We start from the raw sequence: 18,471 nt of genomic DNA on the forward strand, positions 1-18,471 counted from the left end.
GGAAGCCGCACGTGATGCGTGGGGCGACGCGTGCGGCCCTGTCACGGTTCGAGCGGTCGCACGGGAGCCGGCCCGAGTAGAACCGTCGGCGGCGAACCGTCGTGGGCAGGGGCCCGGCGTTACCGGTCCCAGGGCCGGCGCCGCCGGGCCGGGTGGGGCCAGAGCCGGACCGGCCGCGCAACGGCGCTGTCACCGACCGGAGCACCGCCGGTCGCTTGCGCATCGGCTTCCTCCCGCACCCGAACCCCCAGCCACCTGATGAGGACGAGCCCGATGACCAGCGCTGACAAGGTGAAGCCCGGTGAACTGCCGGACGCGGCTGCGGGTCGGGGTACGTGGCACCGATGAGAACGGGCGCGGACTGTCCCTGGTCGCCCGGCCGGCCCGTCGATGGGGCGCCCGCCCGGTCATGGGTGGCAAGGTCGTCCGGGCCGAGGAGGACCTGGCCACCACGCCCCGACCACGGCGGGCGCTCGGCACGCTGCCCGCGCTCAGGGAGCGTCCGGACGACCCCTCCCCGTCGCGGGCATCCGACCGTCAGCCGGACCGACGAGAACGAAGGCGCGGGGAAGGCCGTACGGGCCGCTGTGAACCAGCACACTCGTCCGTGGCGGCACTCGCACAGGGAAGACGGGGACGGCCGCCTTCCCTGGGTGGTGGCGACGGCGCCCGTCAGCGGGTGATCGCCTTGGTCTCGAGGAACTCCTCGAGGCCGGCCCGGCCCATCTCCCGGCCGTTGCCGGACTGCTTGTAACCGCCGAACGGCGCCTGGAAGTTGTGCTCCCCGCCGTTGATGTCGACCTGGCCGACGCGCAGTCGCCGGGCGATCGCCATGGCGTGCTCCGCGTCACCGGTGAGGGCGGCGTTGAGGCCGTAGACGGTGCCGTTGGCGATCTCGACGGCGTGGTCGTCGTCGGTATAGGGGATCACGACGAGGACGGGGCCGAAGATCTCCTCCTGCGCGATGACGGAGTCGGGGTCGACGTCGGAGAAGATCGTGGGCCTGACGTAGGCACCCGTCTCGAAGCCCGTTGGCCGGCCGGGCCCGCCCACCACCAGGGTGGCGCCGTCGGCGACACCGCGCCGGATGTAGCCGTCCACGCGCCGGCGTTGGGTCTCCGAGGCGACCGGGCCGATCCGCGTGGCCTCGTCGGAGGGGTCGCCGACCGTGTACTCGGCGGCGGCCGCCCGCAGCTTCTCGACGACGTGACCCTGGAGGTCCTGGGGGACGAGCATGCGTGTGTAGGCACCGCAGGCCTGCCCGGCGTTGGCCCACGCGTAGGCCAGCCCGCGGTTGACGGCGAGGTCGAGGTCGGCCTCGGGCAGGACGAGGTGAGCCGCCTTGCCGCCCAGTTCGAGCGCGACGCGCTTGACGGTGTCCGAAGCGGCCACCGAGACCCGCTTGCCGGCGGCGGTGGACCCGGTGAAGGAGACCATGTCGATCCTCGGGTGCCGGGAGATCGCCTCACCGACGACCGGACCGGTGCCCTGTACGACGTTCAGCACGCCGTCCGGCAGTCCTGCCTCGGTGGCGATCTCCGCGAACATCCGGGCGCTCAGGGGCGAGATCTCCGACGGTTTGAGGACCACGGTGTTGCCGGCCAGGAGCGCCGGAACGATCTTCGTGACCACCTGCTGGAGGGGGAAGTTCCACGGGGTGATGGCACCGACCACGCCGATCGGCTCGCGGACGATCAGCGAGTTCTCGACCACCTCCGTCCACGCGAACCGCTCGGCCGCGGTGATCGCGGCGAGGGCCGAGGCCACGGGGAAGCCCGCCTGCGCCTGGCGGGAGAACCCGATCGGGGCGCCCATCTCCAGCGTGATCGTGGCCGCGATGGCCTCGTTGTGCTGCTGCATCCCCTCGGCCACACGCCGCAGCACGGCGATACGGTCCTCGGGCGAGGTCGCCGACCAGCCGGGGAAGGCGGCGAGCGCCGCGTCCACCGCCGTGTCGACGTCCTCGGCCGTGCCCTCGTGCACGGAGGCGACCACGGACTCGTCGGCCGGATTCACGACATCGATCAACGGTCCGGAGCCGGGAACGGCACGGCCGTCGATCCAGTGGGACGGGGCGGGAAAGGGGACGTCATGGTTCTTGTTCATGCCCGCAAGGCAACACCGGCTGTCCTACGGCATCCATGGTCGGCCATGCCCATGATCTGGATCACATTGCCGTCCGGCGCCTGGAGGAGCGGGCGACAGCGATCGGTCTGAAACACGTGGAAGAGGCCGTTGCCGTTCGGGACCGGCTGATGACGTCCTTCGACCAGGCGGCGTCGCTGCCACCGGGTGCCGAGCGGCAAGGTCCGCGTGCTCACCGTCCGGCTCACGGCCGCGCTCTTCGGCAGAGACCTGGTTTCCCTGGCATCCGCGCAGCACCCGAGGGACGCCTTCGTGGCAGGCGGCGACCCGCAGCACTCCGGCGAACGCCGACTCGACGACCGTACCGCGGTATGAGTCCGGTGTGCCGCGCCAGTGTTGTGGACGGCGGTATGGCCGACACCAAGCGTTCGGGTCACGTCCGAAACCGTGGCCTTGGCAGGACCACAGTCCCGCCTTGCCATAACTCGTCTTCGCGAGCCGCTCCCTCCTGGCCAAGGGCGCCCGGCGCGTCTATTACTTGCTGGGACACGGTGACGGTCAGGTGAAAGGACACGGACGTGCGCGCACGGGGCATCAACTACGACACCGGGTTCCTCCCGGGGGACCAACTCTCCCGCAAGAGCTTCACCCCTGAGGCCGTCCAGCAGGACATGGCGGTGATCGCCGGGGAGCTCCACTGCGACGCCGTGCGTATCTCCGGGCGCGAGCCCGAGCGGCTGAGCATCGCTGCTCGACACGCCGCGGACGCCGGCCTCGAGATCTGGTTCGCGCCCTTTCCCGTGGACCTTCCCCCCGGCCGGTTGCTCCCGTTCTTCGCCGACTGCGCCCGTCGGGCCGAAGCCGTACGGGAGACCGGCGCCGATGTGGTGTTCGTGGCCGGCTGCGAGATGAGCGCGTTCTGCGGCGGTTTCATCCCGGGCGACACCTACGGCGACCGTCTGCGGGCCATGGCCGGCGCCGACATGGAGTGGTGGTCCTCGCTCGGCCCGGTGCTGGAGCGCCTCAACGCCTTCCTCGCCGAGGTCGCCGCGACCGTCCGCACACAGTTCGGCGGGCGGGTCACATACGCCTCCGCTCCCTGGGAGTTCATCGACTGGAGTCCGTTCGACCTCGTCGGCGTCGACGCCTACCGCGCCGCCTACAACGCCGACAGCTTCCGGGACGAACTGCGGGGGCACCTCGCCCACGGCAAGCCCGTCGCGGTGACCGAGTACGGAACCTGTGCGTACCAGGACGCGGGACAGCGCGGCGGCATGGCCTGGCAGGTGCCGCACGGCGCGGTACCGGACGAGGAGGAGCAGGCGCGCTACCTCACCGAGTTGCTGGACATCTTCGAGGAGGAAGGCATCGACACCGCGCTCTGGTTCACCTTCGCCGGTTACAGCAGGCCCGGGGAGCACGACCTCGGCTCCTACGGCGTGGTCCGGATGCTCGACGAGACCCGCTGGGAACCGAAGAAGGTGTTCCACACGATGGCGGCCCGGTACCGACGTCACTGAAGCTCCCGGACCCCGGCCGAGCCTGTCCGAGGGTGTGGCCGTGGGTGCCTACTGCCCCAGGCGGCTCAGCGCCCGCATGGCCTCGTGCTCGGTGCGTGAGAGATCGCGGAGGATGGCGCCCGCCTGTGCGAGGCACTGCGCGCTGCCTGTTTCACCGGCTTTGGCGATCAGCGCCGCGACTTCCGTCCACAGGGTGGCCGCCTCGGCGTACAGCCCGTGGCCGGCACGCAGGTGGCTGCTGTCGAGCTGCTGGGTGCACTCGGCGAGGAAGTCGCTGTAGAGGTTGCGGAACAGGGCACCGCCGGTGCCGGCCTTCTCCATCAAGTCGGCGGCCTGTGGCAGGTCCCGCTGCGGGGCGTCGGTCCGCTGGAGCCAAGTGCGTACCAGCCTGCCCGCCTTGCCGATGCCTCGGTGGCCGAGGTTCGCGATGGGCGGGTCGAGGAAGGCGTCGGCGCAGGCGGTGATGGCGGGAACGATCCGGCCCCGCGGGGAGGGCAGGTTCCGCGGAGCGGTGAGGGTGAAGGACCGGTGCTTGGCGGTCATCGGGCCGCGTGCGGCCCTGGCCTCGGCGAGGCTGGTCAGGCTGGTGGACACGGTGCCGCCTTGCTGGGCGGTGTCCACGAGGTGGGCATCGCGGTCGTCGTAGCCGTACATGGCGACGACATGACCGCCGAAGTGCACCTTCGACCCGAAGTAGTCCAGGTGGTAGCTGTCGAGTTGCAGCCCGACGGGGTGGCCGGCGTCGATGGGCGCCACCACGTTCTGCCATGCCCTGCGAGGGGAGACGGTCTCCTGGACCAGGAGCTCGAGCCCGAGCCGGGCGGCCAGGTTTCGGGTGAGTTCAAAGGGTTTGACCCGTCCCCCGAGGAAGGGGAAGCCCATGTTCTTGCTGTCCCAGTAGACGAAGGACAGGCCGGAACCGAGGCCGAAGAGCATGGGCTCGGACAGATCGAGTCCCTGGTGCCGCAACAGCACCCCGAGCGCCGTCGTCTCGCAGTGCTGCGTACGGCGGGCATCGATGTTCTTCACCGTGGTCATGCCGTGCCTTTCCGGACAGGACTGATCAGCCAGGTCATCACTTCTTCTTGGGGTGCCGCTGCCCGGCCTGCGCACTCCTCCTCATGGAGCCTCGCTCGACCGGGAGTTGAGCCGGGCGGCCTGGCGTGTCAGGTGATCGCGCTCCGCGAGGTTGGCTGCCCTGTGGGCCGCCTCGGCGTACAACCGTGCCGCCGTCACCAGGTCGCCGTCGCGTTCGTGGAGGTGCGCCGCCACCGCGGCGTGGCGGGGCAGCGAGGCGTCCAGCGCCGCGAGCGCCGCCAGACCGGCGCGCGGCCCGTCGGCCTCGCCGACGGCGACCGCGCGGTTGAGCCGGACGACCGGGCTGTCGGTCAGGCGCGCGAGCTCGTCGTACCACTCGACGATCTGCACCCAGTCGGTCTCCTCGGCGGTGGGCGCGTCGGCGTGGAGTGCCGCGATGGCGGCCTGGGCCTGGAACTCGCCCAGCCGGTCGCGGGCGAGGGCCGCCTGAAGGATGTCGACGCCCTCGGCGATCGACCCGGTGTCCCACCGGCCGCGGTCCTGCTCGGCGAGCGGTACCAGGCTGCCGTCGGGCGCGGTCCGGGTGGCCCGCCGGGCGTGGTGGAGCAGCATGAGGGCGAGCAGCCCCGCCACCTCGGGGTGGTCGACCGCGGCCGCGAGCTGCCGGGTGAGCCGGATGGCCTCGGCGGCGAGGTCGACATCGCCGGAGTAGCCCTCGTTGAAGACCAGGTACAGGACGCGCAGCACGGTGGCCACATCGCCCGGCTGGTCGAACCGCACGCCGGAGACGGTGCGCTTGGCCCGGCTGATCCGCTGCGCCATGGTCGCCTCGGGCACCAGGTAGGCCCGGGCGATCTGGCGGGTGGTGAGACCGCCCACGGCGCGCAGCGTGAGCGCGACCGCGGACGACGGCGTCAGCGACGGGTGGGCGCACAGGAAGTAGAGCTGGAGCGTGTCGTCCACCGCGGACACGGGCCCGGGCGCCGGCTCCTCGTCGACGAGGTCCTCACGCCGGCGGCGGGCGGCGTCCGCCCGGGTCGCGTCGAGGAACCGGCGCCAGGCCACGGTGACCAGCCAGCCCTTCGGATCCCGCATGGGGTGTTCCCCGTTGGAAGAGCTCGGGGAGGGGGCGGCCCGCCAGACGCGGACCGCCTCGACCAGCGCGTCCTGCACGGCGTCCTCGGCCGCCGCGAAGTCGGCTCCGCGGCGGACGAGGATCCCGAGCACGCTCGGCGTGAGGCTCCGGAGCTGGGCCTCGTTCATCTGCGAGGTCACTCCGTGACGGTGGGCGGCGCGGTCAGGAACGGGCGCAGCTCCAGCCACTCGTGGATCGGCTTCCCGCCCGCCCCGGGGGCGGCCGACAGCTCCCCGGCCAGCTCGACGGCGCGCTCGTGGCTGTCGACGTCGATCACCATCCAGCCGGCGATGAGGTCCTTGGTCTCGGCGAACGGGCCGTCCGTGACCGGCGGGCGCCCCTCACCGTCGTACCGGACCCACATCCCGTCGGGGGCGAGCGCCTGGCCGTCGATGAACTCGCCGGTCGTCTCCAGCCGGGCCGCGAAGTCGTTCATGTACTGCACATGCGCCGAGATCTCCTCCGGCGTCCACCGGTCCATGGGAACGTCGTTGACCGCGGCCGGAGCGCCGCGGTAGTGCTTGAGCAGCAAGTACTTGGCCATGAGTGTTTCTCCTCGGTGCTGGTGCGACCCATTGTGGTCACGTTCACCACGGGGACGGAGCCGGTCACGCGTTCTCGACATCGCCGCCCGATTTTTTTCGGGCTCTCGTGGACGGGCCCGGCTGAGCCGCCTCCCGGTGCGCGGGTGCACGACGTGGCGCGAGGGGTGCCACGGCGGAGCCTGCTCACCGCACTCGATCTGCCGGCACTGCTCCTGCGCTGGCTGCACGCAGCCGCCGGCGGTAGCATTTTGGCTAGCGTATGTGTGAATGGTCGAGGCTGCGCAATTTCAGTGGGCCACTGGATTTACCGCCGGCTCACAGAACCACCTCCGACACTGGGCAAATTTATTCGGGTCAGATATCGACCAGATGTGCCGATCCCGGACTTGCGGCGTCAGCACCGTGACGCTCGGCCAGTAATGGGACTCACATGGGCTGGCTCACCTTCGGATACTTCGTATCGTATATTCCCTACGCCATGCTGGTGAAGGCACTGGCGAGCGGGGTGACTCCGCTGTCGTCCCAGCCGGTCAGCGGCTATGAGCTGCTGCCCGCATCCGTCCTCGGACAGATCCTCGCGATGCTGCTCTTCCTGGGCGTGACGGGCCGGTGGCGGCACATGCGCCGGAGCGGGATCGGCGGGCACCGGATTCCGGTGGCGGGGCGGGAGACCCTGACGGCCGGCTTCTTCACCTCGCTCATCATCGGCGCCACCACGATGAATTACACCTTTGCCGGCGTCTCGATCCTCTTCATGCTGCTGTTGATGAGGGGTGGCGTTCTCATTCTCTCCCCATTGATCGACGTGGCCGGAAAACGGCCGGTCATGAAGAATTCCTGGTTGGCGCTTTTCCTGAGTCTGATAGCGGTCTCGGTGGCCCTCGGCGATGTGAACAGCTACCACCTCACCGTGGCCGCCGTGCTGAGCGTCCTCATTTACCTGGCCGGCTACCTCGGGCGGTTCAAAATAATGAGCCGCGTCGCCAAGAACGGCGTGGTCGCGACGGACCGGCGATTCTTCGTGGAGGAGCATGTCGCGGCGCCGGTCTGGCTGGCCGCGCTGCTGGGCGCGGGAGCGCTGGCAGGGCAACCGCAACTGGGCGCGGGGTTCACCACGTTCCTCGGCACGCCCGCCGCGTTGGGCGCGGCGGGGATCGGCGTGGCCTACGAGGTGCTGTTCGTCTTCGCTTCGCTGATCTACCTCGACCGGCGCGAATACACCTGGGGCGTGCCGGCCTGGGCGTTCGCCAGCCTGATGTCCGGCCTCGTCGCCTCCTACGCGCTCGCCTGGCTGGCCGGGCTCGCGGCTCCGGGGAGCAGCCAACTGATCGCGCTCGTCTTCGGCGTAGCCGCGGCCGCGGCCCTGTCCTGCCCGTCGGCCGCCCTCTGGTGGCGAACCCGCGGCACCGGTGCGGCATGCCGGGTGCTGTTCGTCTGCGGGGGGAACACCTGCCGCTCGCCCATGGCGGAGGCCATCGCCTGGACCCAGGCCGCGGAGGCGGGCGTCGCACACGTCTTCCGGTTCTCCAGCGCGGGTGTCGCGACGCCGTTGCCCGCACGCCCGATGGCTCCCGCCGCCCGGTCCGCGCTCGCTGAACTCGGCCTGCGACGGGTGCCGGGCCGGGGAAATCCCCGCCGTCATCGCGCCCGCCCGGTCACCTGGGAACTCTGTCAGGTCAGCTCCGTCATCTACTGCATGACCCGAGCCCATCGCGACAGGGTGATCGCCGTGGCGCCCGAGGCCGAGGGCCGTACCCTGCGGCTCGACCCGTACGGTGACATCCCCGATCCGGAGGGGCAGTCCCCGGAGGCGTACCGACGGTGCGCCCAGCACATCCGGCGTTCCGTCCATGTCCGCCTGTGCGAGCTCGCCGACTCCTACGGCCCTCGCCCCATAACTTCGGGACGGGAGTGAGGCACAGATGACACGTGGGCTGTGCGACGGCCTCTCCCTGATCACCTCCCGGCACTGCAAGCGGGCCTTTCTGGACCGGGCGGTGCCGAGGGACGCCCTGGCGGGGATACTTCTCGCCGCCGGCCATGCGCCGTCGAGCCGCAACACCCAGATGTGGCAGGTCACGGTGGTGACCGGCGGCGCCCTCAAGACGCTGGTGGACGCGCTGTGCGAGGCGTTCGACCGTGGCGACCCGCCCCGCCCGGACTGCACCAATCGGCCGCCGTCGCTCGACGACGTCGTCGAGCGACGCGCCGAGCAGGCCGTGACCGGGGTGCTGTCGGCCAAGGGCCACGCCATTCCGGACCGGGCGGCCGCCCGCGCGCACTTCCGTGACAACCTGCGCTTCTACGGCGCTCCGACCGCCCTGGTCTGTCACCTGCCCGGGAACGCGGTGCCCGGCACCTTCCTGGAGCTGGGCTTCTTCCTGCAGAACGTCATGCTCGGACTGGTGGCCGCGGGGCTCAGCAGTTGTCCGCAGTTCAGCGTGGCCGGTTACGCAGCTGTGCTCCGAGCGCAGCTGGCAATCCCTTCCGACCGGCTCGTCGTATGCACCATGGCTGTCGGATACGCGGACGAGACAGCCCCGGTCAATCGGTTCGTCCCGCGGCGGGCCGGTCTGGAGGAGTACGTCCAGTGGCGCGAGTGACGAGCGGGTACGGCGCCGCCGTCGGGCGTCGGGCCCGGCTGGTGGCGGTGGCCGCCGAACCTGAGGACCTCACCCCCCGTGCGCTGCGCGGCCTCACGGGAGTGGCGGACGAGCTGGAGATCCGTGCCGACCTGGTCGGCGATCCCGATCCGTCCCGGCTGCGCCGGTACTTCGGGGGGCGGCTGACCTACAGCCTGCGCTCTGCGCGGCACGGCGGCCGCTCGGCCGCCGGTCCGGTGGAGCGGCGCACCCGGCTGCTGCGCGCGGCGGACCACTATGAACGGGTCGATCTGGAGGCGATGGACGACGTGCAGCCGCAGCTGCTCGCGGCCGTCCCGGCCCGGCAGCGGCGTGTCTCCTGGCACGCGTCCGGACCTTCGGGGAGGAGCGAGGGCCGCGGTCGGGCCGGGCTGCTGGAGGCGTCGGCAGGGCTTCGGGAACGGTTCGCCGCGATGTCCGCCGTGCCGGCGGCGCTGTACCTCCTCGTGCCGCAGCCGGGCGCGCAGTACGGGTCCGCCGCGCCGCTGCTGCTCACCGGGCTCGGACGTACCGACGTGACCGCGTTCGCGTCGGGGCCGGTCGGCATGTGGACCCGGGTGCTGGCGCCGTGGCTGGGGGCGCCTGTCGTCTACGGCCGGATCGGTGCGCCGGGGGCGGACGGATCGCCGAGTGTGGGCCGGCTCCTGGCCGACTACGGCCTGCCCGCGTTGCCCCCGCTGAGCGGACTGGTCGGCATCGCCGGGCACGCCCCGGAAGGGTCGCCGTCGCCCCGGTTGCACAACGCGGCGTTGCGGGAACTGCGGCTGCCCGCGCTCTACCTGCCCTTCCCGGTGGACACGTTCTTCCGCTTCTGGCAGTGGAGCCTCGACTTCGGTGCGCTGGGCGGTCCGCCCCTGCGCGGACTGACCGTGACCGCCCCGCACAAGGAGAGCGCGCTCCACGTGGCGGACGCGGCCGACCCGGAGGCGCTGGGGTGCGGTGCGGCCAATCTGCTGTGGCTCGACGCGGGGCGCTGGCGGGCGGCCACCACCGACGCCGTCGGAGCCCTGCGCGCCCTTGCCCTGGGCGGGGTCGACCCGAACGGCCGCAGGGCCGCCGTCATCGGCTGCGGCGGCGCCGGACGGGCCGTCGCCTGGGCCCTGCGTGCGGCCGGAGCCAGGGTGACCCTGGTCAACCGGGGGACCGCGCACGGCCGGGAGGCCTCCTCGCGGCTCGGGCTGCCCTACGTACCGCTGGCCCGGTTCTCCCCTGCGGGGTACGGTCTGCTCGCGCATGCCACGCCCCTGGTGGAGCGGGAGCCGTTCCCGGTGGCCGCGGCCGACGCGGACGCGGTGGTGCTGGAGATGCCCTACCGCGATCCGCCGACCGCGCTCGCGCGCGCCACCCGTGCCCGCGGACTGACCGGTATCGACGGCTGGCAGGTCCTGATCGTCGAAGTACGCGAGCAGTTCAGGCTGATGACAGGCCATCCGATGCCCGAGACGCCGCCCCTGCGCGCCCTCTGCCGCGGATGGCCCGAGGAGGCAGCCGTCCACGGCCGCACCGCGTCGGAGGCACCGGCAGCGGCCCACCGCACGAGGAGGGAGGCGCCATGACGAGCCGTTCGACGTCCCCGTCCGGACCGCCCGCACCCCGCCCGCCCCACACACCGGATGTGTCGGCGCTGCTGGGCGAGTGGGTCAACACCGACCGGCACAGCGCGAAGGGCGCCCGCCGGCTGAGCGTGACGTGGCACGAGGAGGGCATGCACGAGGGCATGTTCGTGAGGGCTTTCGGCGCGGGCGGCCCGCAGCCGGGCGACTGGGGTGAGGCGCCGGCGATCGTGTACACCGCGCCGGACACCCCGTCGGTCGCCTGGTCGTTCTCCGTGGTCTACGACTTCGGCTCGCGGCGCACCGTCGTATGCGCCTACCACAAGACGGGCATTCTGATCACGACCACGGCCACCGTCCTCAGCGGCGACGGCGAGGGCGCCGACCACTGGGCCCGCTCGTTCTTCCACAGGACGGAGGCGCGGGCATGACGGTACACGCGGTCGATCCGGCGCCGCTCGCGGGCGACTGGGTCAATTTCGACACCGGCGCCACCGGCATCGAACTGGTCGAAGCCGCGGTCGACGGCAGCAGGCTCAGGCTGCGGATCACCGAACGCGGCGATCCGACACCCGTACGAGGGACACCCGGACCGCCCGCCCTCCCCGTCACCGGCGCCCCCCTGCCCGCGGTCCCGCTGGCCGATGACATCGACGCGGCCGAGGCCGTCGCCTTCCTCGCCGAAGGCCCGCTCGGCTCCCGGCAGGTCATCCTCGTCGGCTACGCCAACCGCGGCCTGCTGACCATCGACGTCCACACCGTCCACCCCACCGACGCGCGTGTGCCGAATGTGATGTACCGCGCCCACTTCTACCGCTCGGAAGGGGCCACCCGCACATGACCGACGACCTGTCCCGAGCCGCCGCGGCCCGCGGTCCGGCGCTCGGAGACGACCAGGCCGTGCTCGCCGCCGTGGCGAAACTCGCCGCGGACAGATTCGCCCCCCGCGCCGAGGAGTACGACCGCAAGGCCGTCTTCCCCGCAGAGGACTTCGACGATCTGTTCGCCGGCGGCCTGCTGGGCGTCACCGTGCCCCGGGAATACGGAGGCCTGGGCTACGGACCGCAGCAGCGCCACACCCTGCCCCTGTGGGAGATGACCACCACGCTGGCGAAGGCGGATCTGTCGCTGGCCCGCTGCTGGGAAGGGCACGCCAACGCACTGGTCCTCATCGACGCCCTGGCCGGCCCGGAGCAGAAACGACGCTGGTTCGCGGGCGTGGTGGAACACGGGCAGAAATGGGCAGCCTGGAGCGGCGAGTCCCAGGCCCCGAAGCCGGGCGAGACACTTCGCCCGGGCACCACGCTCGTCCCCGTCCCCGACGGCTGGGTCCTGCGGGGCAGCAAGGCGTTCGCCACCAGTGCCACCGGAGCCCAGTGGGCGATCCTGCTCGTCGATCCGCAGAGCCCCGGCGGAGCCCGCCGGACCGGAGAGGTCCACGGGCGGCTCCTGCTGCTCGCCTGCGACCTGTCCGATCCCACCGTGACCGTGGATGAGGCGTGGTGGGACCCCGTCGGTATGCGCGCGACGGTCAGCCACGCGGTGCGCTTCAACGACACCTTCCTACCGCGCGGCCATCTCATCGGCGGTCCCGGCAGCTTCTTCGACGGACAGTGGCAGACCGCCTTCGTCCCCCATTACGCGGCGAGCTTCCTCGGCGGCGCCCTCGCGGCATACGAATACGGGCTCGCGTATCTGAAGCGGCAGGGCAAGGGCGGTGACCCCTATGTGCAGCAGCGGGTGGGCAGCATGGCGGTCAATGTCGAGACCGCCCGCCTGTGGCTGCGCCATGTCGCCGGGCTGTGGGACGAGGGCAGGCTCGACGAGGCCCGCATCGCCGGCGACAGAGCCTGGCACATGATCGTCCAGCTGACCCGGGAGACGGTGCACCACGTGGTCCACACGTGTGGCGCCCGCGGCCTGATCCGCCCGAGCCCCGTGGAGCGGATCCTGCGCGATCTGACGCTGTATCAGCTCCATGACAACGACGATCACGTGCTGGCGACCATTGGCCGGGCCGTGCTCGGCGAGCAGTACGACCCGTCGTTCCACAGACTCTGAGCCAGGACGACGGTGACCGGCGCGTCACTGTCGTCGCCGGCCGTACGGCGGTGACGCGGCCGAGTGATCACCGTCGTCGGGCCCGTCCGCCGCCGTCTCCCTGTGGTCGTCCCGGCTGTCGTCCCCGAGTGCCAGTGGGCCGCTCACCTCGGGCGCGGTCTGTGCCGCCAGCTCGGCGAGCCGCCTGCACGCCTGCTCGATCGTCTCGTGGGCCCGGTTGCGCTCGGTGATTGCCGCGGCGAGCAACAGCGCGGTCAGGGCGGCGGCGCCGTTGAACGCCTGCAAGGCGATCATGTTGACGAGCAGGTCGTGGCCGGCGAACGGGCCTGTCCTGCGGGCGGCGGCGACGATGGCGAAGATGGACAGGGCCAGTGCACAGGGGGCCGCACCGCTGCGCTGAAAGCGGAAGGCGGCCCAGACGAGCACCGGGAAGGCGAGGAAGAGCAGCGGTGCGGGAGAGACCTGGAGGAAACCGACGGCGACGGTGGCCGCCACCAGCGCAGCGCCCTCCACCCACCGGGAACGTGGCACGCCCTTCGGCCGGCCTGCCGAGCGCAGGACGAGGAGCACCGGGGTGACCATCAGGACGCCCATCGCGTCCCCGGTCCACCAGACCCACCAGGTCAACCAGAATCTGCTGTTGGGCAGCGCCCCGGCGAGATGGAGCGCGCCACCGCCCACCGTCGCGCTGATGAGCATCCCGGTGAACGCGCCGAGGAAGACCAGTCCGAGGACGTCCCGCAAGCGGTTCATCTCGGTACGGAATCCGGCACGACGAAGCAGCGCACAGGCGCAGAGGGGCGCGAGTGTGTTGCCCGCCGTGATCGCGAGCACGGCGGGTACCGACGGCCCGAGCGAGATGTTGATCAGGAACGCGCCGAGTGCGATTCCCGGCCAGACCCGCTGCCCGAGGAGGAGCAGGGCGGCCAGCGCGACCCCTGTCGGGGGCCACAACGGCGTGACCTGGCCGCGCACGAGCTGCTGGAGCAGGCCCAGCCTGCCCGAGGCGTAATACAGCGCGCCGACCGCGCAGATCTCCAGTGCGGTGATGCCACTGCGCCGGAGCCCGGCACGGGATGCGACGGTCATCGGGAGGTCACTCCCTCCGCCTGGCCCCGTAGTTCATCATCCGCCGGTCACCCCTGATGCACCACCGCGCCGCTCGGCTGCCTCCCCCTCGCGACGTGCCCCGTGTGCCGGCGGGGGCGGCTTCAGCGCGGGGTACGCAGCGCGAGGATCGCCATGTCGTCGTGTCCGTCGCTGGGGTGCTGGTCGGCCAGCGTCTGTACGAAGTCTCGCAGGGGCAGGGCGGCGTGCGCGGTGGCGAGCACGGCGAGCTCGTCCAGGCTCTCGTCGACGGGGTGCGCGGGGTGTTCGAACAGCCCGTCGGTGAAGAAGACCACGGTGGCGCCCGGAGGCAGCGGACGGAGGTGGTCGGGGCGGGAATGCCGGCTGTTGACGTTGAGCGGCAGTCCGGGTTCGGCGAACAGGAACTCCGCCCGCCCGCCGGGGCTGATCAGCAGCGGGGGGATGTGGCCCGCGGTGCTCCAGCGCAGCCGCCAGGCGGGCCCCGCGGGTTCGATGCGGGCCAGGCTGGTGGTGGTGACGGGGTTGTCGGTGATGGACTCGAGCGTGCGGTCGAGCTGGGCGAGGCACGCGCTGGGCGGAGTGCACCGCTCGAACAACAGGGCGCGCAGCATGTTGCGGGTGGAGGCCATGGCGGCCGCGGCTTGCAGATCGTGGCCGACCACATCGCCGATGACGATCGCCACCGCCCCGTCGGGCAGCAGGATCGCGTCGTACCAGTCGCCGCCGAGGCGATTGGGCTCGGCGGCGGGCCGGTAGATCGCTGCGGCGTCGAAGGGCAGGTCGGGCAGGGTGGGCAGCAGCAGCCGCTGGAACTGCTCGGATCCGGCGCGCACCTGCTCGAAGAGCCGGACGTTGTCGATCGCGATGCCGGCGGCACTGGCCAGAGCCACGACGATGTTCTCGTCGTGGACGTCGAAGGGCCGTCCGTCGCGTCGCTCGGACAGATAGAGGCCGCCGTAGATCTTGCCGCGGACGTTGATGGCGACGCCGAGCAGGCTGCGCGGGCAGAGATGGCCGGGCGGGAACCCGGCCGTGGCCGGGTGCGCGGAGATGTCGTCGACGCGCAGCGGCTCAGGGTGGCGGATCGCATACCCGAGCACGCCAAGGCCCCGCGGGAACCCCAGCTCGGCCAGGGCCGCATGCTCCTGCTCGGACAGTCCGGCCGCGACGAACTGCCCGAAGTGATCGTCGGACTCGTCCAGCACGCCCAGCGCCCCGTAATGGGCTCCGACCAGTTCCATGGCGGTGGTCACAATGCGGCGCAGCACCGCCGGCAACTCCACCTCGCGGGTGATCGCCACCACCGCGTCCAGCAGGTCCTGGATACGTTCCTTGGCGGCGGCCAGGGCACGCAGCTGCTCCTCGATCCGGCCCAGCTCGGCGTCCAGACGCCCCAGCAGGTCGGCTTGGTGCTGCGGCTTCGGTGACCTACCGTCCTTGCCGCCCGGCATCACGACCGCCCATGGGTTCGGTAGCTGTTCCCGATGGTCATCGTCGGAGTTCGTGTCATGCCCCGACAGTCCAACTCGCCCATGACCCTGAAAGCAGCATGCCACACGCGCAGACTCGGCGGAGACACGGTCACAGGGCGGCGTCGTCCCACTGGTTCAAGAGGTGATCGACGAGGCCGGACTCCGGTTCCCGCCCGCTGCCGTGCAGGGACTGCTCGGCCCAGATCACTTTGCCCCGTGCGGTGTAGCGGGTGCCCCAGCGCTCGGCGAACTGGGCGACGAGGAAGAGCCCGCGGCCACCCTCATCGGTGGTGGCGGCCCGCCGCAGGTGCGGGGAGGTGCTGCTGCCGTCGGAGACCTCGCAGATCAGGGTGCGCTCGCGCAGGATGCGGACCCGGATGGGCTGGCTGCCGTAGCGGATCGCGTTGGTGATCAGTTCGCTGAGGATCAGCTCGGTGGCATACCCGATCTCCTCCAGTCCCCAGGCGTCCAGGATGCGGCCGCAGTCGGCGCGGATCGGGGCCACGGCCGCGGGATCGGAGGAGACGCCCCACTCGGCGACCTGGTCCCGGGTGAGCAGCCGGGTGCGGGCCACCAGCAGAACGACGTCGTCGTGGGGACAGGCGGGCAGCGCCGAGTCGATGATGTCCTCACACGTCTCCTCCGGGGTGCGGTCGGCACCCGAGGCGAGGGCACCGCGCAGTGCCGTCAGGCCGCTGCCGATGTCGCGGTTGTGTCCGGTCAGGAGCCCATCGGTGAAGAGCACCATCCGGGACCCCTCCGGCAGGAAGATCTCGGCTGTCTCCACGGGCAGGCCGGCACCGGCGCCCAGGGGAGGGGCGGCGGGAATGTCGGGGAAGGAGACGGTTCCGTCGGGCAGCACGATGCCCGGCCCGGGGTGCCCGGCCCGGGCGACGGTGACCCGGCCGGCGACGGGGTCGTAGATGGCGTACAGACACGTGGCTCCGGTGACGCTCGCGCCGGCGTTCCCGGCCTCGTCGGTGTCGATACGGCTGATCAGCTCGTCCATGTGGACCAGGAGATCGTCGGGGAGGAGATCGAGGGCGGAGAAGTTGAGCACCGCGGTGCGCAGCCGTCCCATCGTGGCGGCGGCATGCAGCCCATGGCCGACGACATCGCCGACGACCAGCGCCACCCGGGCCCCGGGCAGTTCGATGACGTCGAACCAGTCCCCGCCCACTCCCGCCTGCGCGGGCAGATAGCGGTAGGCGACCTCCAGGGCGGACTGGTCGGGCATGCCCTGCGGCAGCAGGCTGCGCTGCAGCGTCACGGCCATGGTGTGCTCGCGGGTGTACCGGCGGGCGTTGTCGATGGCCACGGCGGCCCGGGCGACCAGTTCCTCGGCGATCGACACGTCCTCCTGCTCGAACGGCTCGGGCGTCAGGGACCGCCAGAATCCGGCCACGCCCATGAGGACGCCCCGTGCGCGCAACGGAATCACGATCACCGCGTGGAGCCCGTGCTCGATGACCCAGCTGGTGGCGACAGGGTCCTGCTCCCGCCACAGCGTCGAGGTGGACAGGTGGTTCATGAGCAGCGGCTCCCCGGTCGCGAAGGCGGTCCCCTGGGGACTGGCGGGCGCAAAATTGATCAGTTGGCCGGACTCGTACAAGGGCCGGTATTCCCCCTGGCCGGTGAAGCCCGTACGGCGCATCGTCGTACCCGCAGGCTCCGCGCCCTCGAGGATCGAGGCGACCAGATCGACGGTGGCGAAGTCCGAGAACCGGGGGACCGCGAACTGTGTCAGCTCCTCAGCGGTCCGCATCACGTCAAGAGTGGTGCCGATCTCGGTCATGGCGTCGTAGAGCATCCGCAGCCGGCGCTCCGCCGCGGCTGCCTTGCCGGAGACGGCCCGCAGCTCCGTCGTGTCACGCAGTGTGATGACGCTTCCGGCTGGGCTGCCGTGGAGCGCGGTCGGTCGTGCGTTCACCGACAACAGGCGGTCGCCCACCCGGTGCACCTCGTCCGAAGCCGTCCGGCCGGAGCTCAGCAGCTCGGCGACGCCCGGTGCGAGACCGAGGTCGGCGAGGGGGCGCTGCTCGGCGTCCTCGGGCAGCCGCAGCAGCCGCTGCGCCTCGTCGTTGGCCAGCAGCAGTCGTCCGTTGTCTCCGACGATGAGCACGCCCTCGCGCGCGGCGTGCAGCACCGCGTTGTGGTGGTCGTACATACGCCGTAGCTCGGCCGGTTCCAGGCCGTTGGTCTGCCGCCGCAACCGCCGGCTCACCAGCGCTGATCCGACTGTCACCAACACCATGGCACCGCCGGCCGAACCGAGGACGAGGGGCAGTTCCCGGGTGAGTTCCGCACGCGTGCTCTGGACGGTGATTCCCACCGAGACCAGCCCGACGATCTTGTGGTCGGTGTCGACGACGGGAACGGTGGTGTTCACCGCCGGCCCCAAAGGCGTGGTGTACGTGGAGGTGTACGGCTGTCCACCGAGCGCCTTGTGGTAGTCGCCGACCACATGCTTGCCGATCAACTGCGGAAAGACACTGGTCCATTTGTAGCCGGAGGGGCTGAAAGCGACGACGTAGTCGACTCCTGCCTTGCGCCGAACCGCCTCGGCGCGCGGCTGAAGCAACGCGCTCGGCTGGTCCGACTTCATGGCGGCAAGCGTTCCCGGTGCGTTCGCGAAGGCCTCGGCGGCGACCAGGGACCGGCCCCGTGCGTCCTGGAGGCTTGTCGACTGGGCCTGCAGCAGGAGCGCCGCGACGGCCGCCAGGCCGAACGGGATCAGGATCACCAACTGCAGCACGAAAATCTGACCCGCAACACTGCGCACGCTCAGCCGGGCACGGCGGCGCCGCCCCGAGGCAGGCGGTGATTTCCCGGTGCCGGCGCCGTCCCCCGACCGCCTGAACAGGCTAAAGAGCCGTCCCATGGTTCCTTCTTAACACCGGCCGCAGACCGGGGCGACCGACTGTTCCGGGCGACACATCTCCGACCGTGTCCGTACCCACGTTGTGCCCGAGTGGGATCAGCTCATCCCCGAGGAACCGGGTCGGCTTGCGCCGGACCGCGGGAATGGGCGGCAACCGGTAGGCGTCTCCCCGAGTGATCACCTGGCCGGCGGTGGGCGGTGCGAAGTCGTGGCCGAACTCCTCGGCACGGGCGAATGATCCTGATGTGGAAGGGGTCAGTGTGCCCCTCACCAGGCGCTGCGATCTGCGAGGGGCACACCCCGTGGGTTCCGCCCACGGGGCCTCGGAGCGTTGCGGTGGGGTCGAGGCCGTGCGGCGGTACCCGTGATCATGCTGGCCGCGGCGCGTGCGGACGTCGAACCGGGCGGGGCATGCGGGTGACCGCAGGGGCTGGCGAACACGTGCGACGG

Annotated in this window: 15 protein-coding genes; 8 read left to right on the plus strand and 7 right to left on the minus strand. The window is 71.3% G+C overall.

Annotated features, from left to right (window positions below):
- Nucleotides 1-672 precede the first annotated feature (672 nt).
- Nucleotides 673-2,106, minus strand: coding sequence for an aldehyde dehydrogenase family protein (locus CTZ28_RS15230; protein WP_121889928.1), 1,434 nt, complete (start codon nt 2,104-2,106; stop codon nt 673-675).
- A 186-nt stretch (nt 2,107-2,292) separates the two neighbouring features.
- Here CTZ28_RS15230 and CTZ28_RS15235 point away from each other — a divergent pair, with 186 nt between their 5' ends.
- Both CTZ28_RS15235 and CTZ28_RS15240 read left to right on the plus strand, forming a co-directional pair.
- Nucleotides 2,293-2,460: a hypothetical protein gene (locus tag CTZ28_RS15235; protein WP_398656057.1), complete on the plus strand. Its 168-nt coding sequence runs from the start codon at nt 2,293-2,295 to the stop codon at nt 2,458-2,460.
- A 203-nt stretch (nt 2,461-2,663) separates the two neighbouring features.
- Nucleotides 2,664-3,605 (plus strand): hypothetical protein, encoded by a 942-nt coding sequence (locus tag CTZ28_RS15240; RefSeq protein WP_121889929.1) that lies wholly within the window; start codon nt 2,664-2,666, stop codon nt 3,603-3,605.
- Nucleotides 3,606-3,653: 48 nt separating this feature from the next.
- On the opposite strand, the gene CTZ28_RS15245 is transcribed toward CTZ28_RS15240, so the two are convergent.
- The 3 genes from CTZ28_RS15245 to CTZ28_RS15255 all read right to left on the minus strand — a co-directional run bounded on the left by CTZ28_RS15245 (nt 3,654) and on the right by CTZ28_RS15255 (nt 6,322).
- Entirely contained in the window at nt 3,654-4,643 is a 990-nt protein-coding gene (locus CTZ28_RS15245) for a BtrH N-terminal domain-containing protein (RefSeq protein WP_121889930.1), read from the minus strand.
- Between the two features lie 81 nt (nt 4,644-4,724).
- Nucleotides 4,725-5,906 (minus strand): RNA polymerase sigma factor, encoded by a 1,182-nt coding sequence (locus tag CTZ28_RS15250; protein ID WP_121889931.1) that lies wholly within the window; start codon nt 5,904-5,906, stop codon nt 4,725-4,727.
- Nucleotides 5,907-5,914: 8 nt separating this feature from the next.
- Nucleotides 5,915-6,322 carry a YciI family protein gene (locus CTZ28_RS15255; protein ID WP_121889932.1) on the minus strand — a complete coding sequence of 136 codons (408 nt, stop codon included), beginning with the start codon at nt 6,320-6,322 and terminating at the stop codon, nt 5,915-5,917.
- A gap of 479 nt (nt 6,323-6,801) precedes the next feature.
- Here CTZ28_RS15255 and CTZ28_RS15260 point away from each other — a divergent pair, with 479 nt between their 5' ends.
- The 6 genes from CTZ28_RS15260 to CTZ28_RS15285 are packed head-to-tail and all read left to right on the plus strand — an operon-like array spanning nt 6,802 to nt 12,579.
- Entirely contained in the window at nt 6,802-8,238 is a 1,437-nt protein-coding gene (locus tag CTZ28_RS15260; protein WP_147481152.1) for an arsenate reductase/protein-tyrosine-phosphatase family protein, read from the plus strand.
- A 7-nt stretch (nt 8,239-8,245) separates the two neighbouring features.
- Complete coding sequence (locus CTZ28_RS15265) at nt 8,246-8,926, plus strand: nitroreductase (RefSeq protein ID WP_121889934.1); 681 nt, start codon at nt 8,246-8,248, stop codon at nt 8,924-8,926.
- Nucleotides 8,914-10,521, plus strand: a complete 1,608-nt coding sequence (locus tag CTZ28_RS15270) for a hypothetical protein (protein ID WP_183154409.1) — start codon at nt 8,914-8,916, stop codon at nt 10,519-10,521. The genes CTZ28_RS15265 and CTZ28_RS15270 overlap by 13 nt, the downstream gene beginning before the upstream one ends.
- Nucleotides 10,518-10,949: a hypothetical protein gene (locus CTZ28_RS15275; RefSeq protein WP_147481153.1), complete on the plus strand. Its 432-nt coding sequence runs from the start codon at nt 10,518-10,520 to the stop codon at nt 10,947-10,949. Before CTZ28_RS15270 ends, CTZ28_RS15275 begins: the two co-directional genes overlap by 4 nt.
- Nucleotides 10,946-11,359, plus strand: coding sequence for a hypothetical protein (locus CTZ28_RS15280; protein WP_121889937.1), 414 nt, complete (start codon nt 10,946-10,948; stop codon nt 11,357-11,359). Before CTZ28_RS15275 ends, CTZ28_RS15280 begins: the two co-directional genes overlap by 4 nt.
- Nucleotides 11,356-12,579, plus strand: a complete 1,224-nt coding sequence (locus tag CTZ28_RS15285) for an acyl-CoA dehydrogenase family protein (protein ID WP_121889938.1) — start codon at nt 11,356-11,358, stop codon at nt 12,577-12,579. The genes CTZ28_RS15280 and CTZ28_RS15285 overlap by 4 nt, the downstream gene beginning before the upstream one ends.
- A gap of 24 nt (nt 12,580-12,603) precedes the next feature.
- Here CTZ28_RS15285 and CTZ28_RS15290 read toward each other — a convergent pair whose 3' ends face one another.
- From CTZ28_RS15290 to CTZ28_RS15300, 3 genes are all read right to left on the minus strand, one after another.
- Nucleotides 12,604-13,668, minus strand: coding sequence for an MASE1 domain-containing protein (locus CTZ28_RS15290; protein WP_121889939.1), 1,065 nt, complete (start codon nt 13,666-13,668; stop codon nt 12,604-12,606).
- Between the two features lie 122 nt (nt 13,669-13,790).
- Entirely contained in the window at nt 13,791-15,119 is a 1,329-nt protein-coding gene (locus CTZ28_RS15295) for a PP2C family protein-serine/threonine phosphatase (RefSeq protein WP_121889940.1), read from the minus strand.
- Between the two features lie 130 nt (nt 15,120-15,249).
- Nucleotides 15,250-18,021: a SpoIIE family protein phosphatase gene (locus CTZ28_RS15300; RefSeq protein ID WP_121889941.1), complete on the minus strand. Its 2,772-nt coding sequence runs from the start codon at nt 18,019-18,021 to the stop codon at nt 15,250-15,252.
- Between the last annotated feature and the right edge of the window lie 450 nt (nt 18,022-18,471).

Source organism: Streptomyces shenzhenensis (assembly GCF_003688995.1).
GTDB lineage: Bacteria > Actinomycetota > Actinomycetes > Streptomycetales > Streptomycetaceae > Streptomyces > Streptomyces shenzhenensis_A.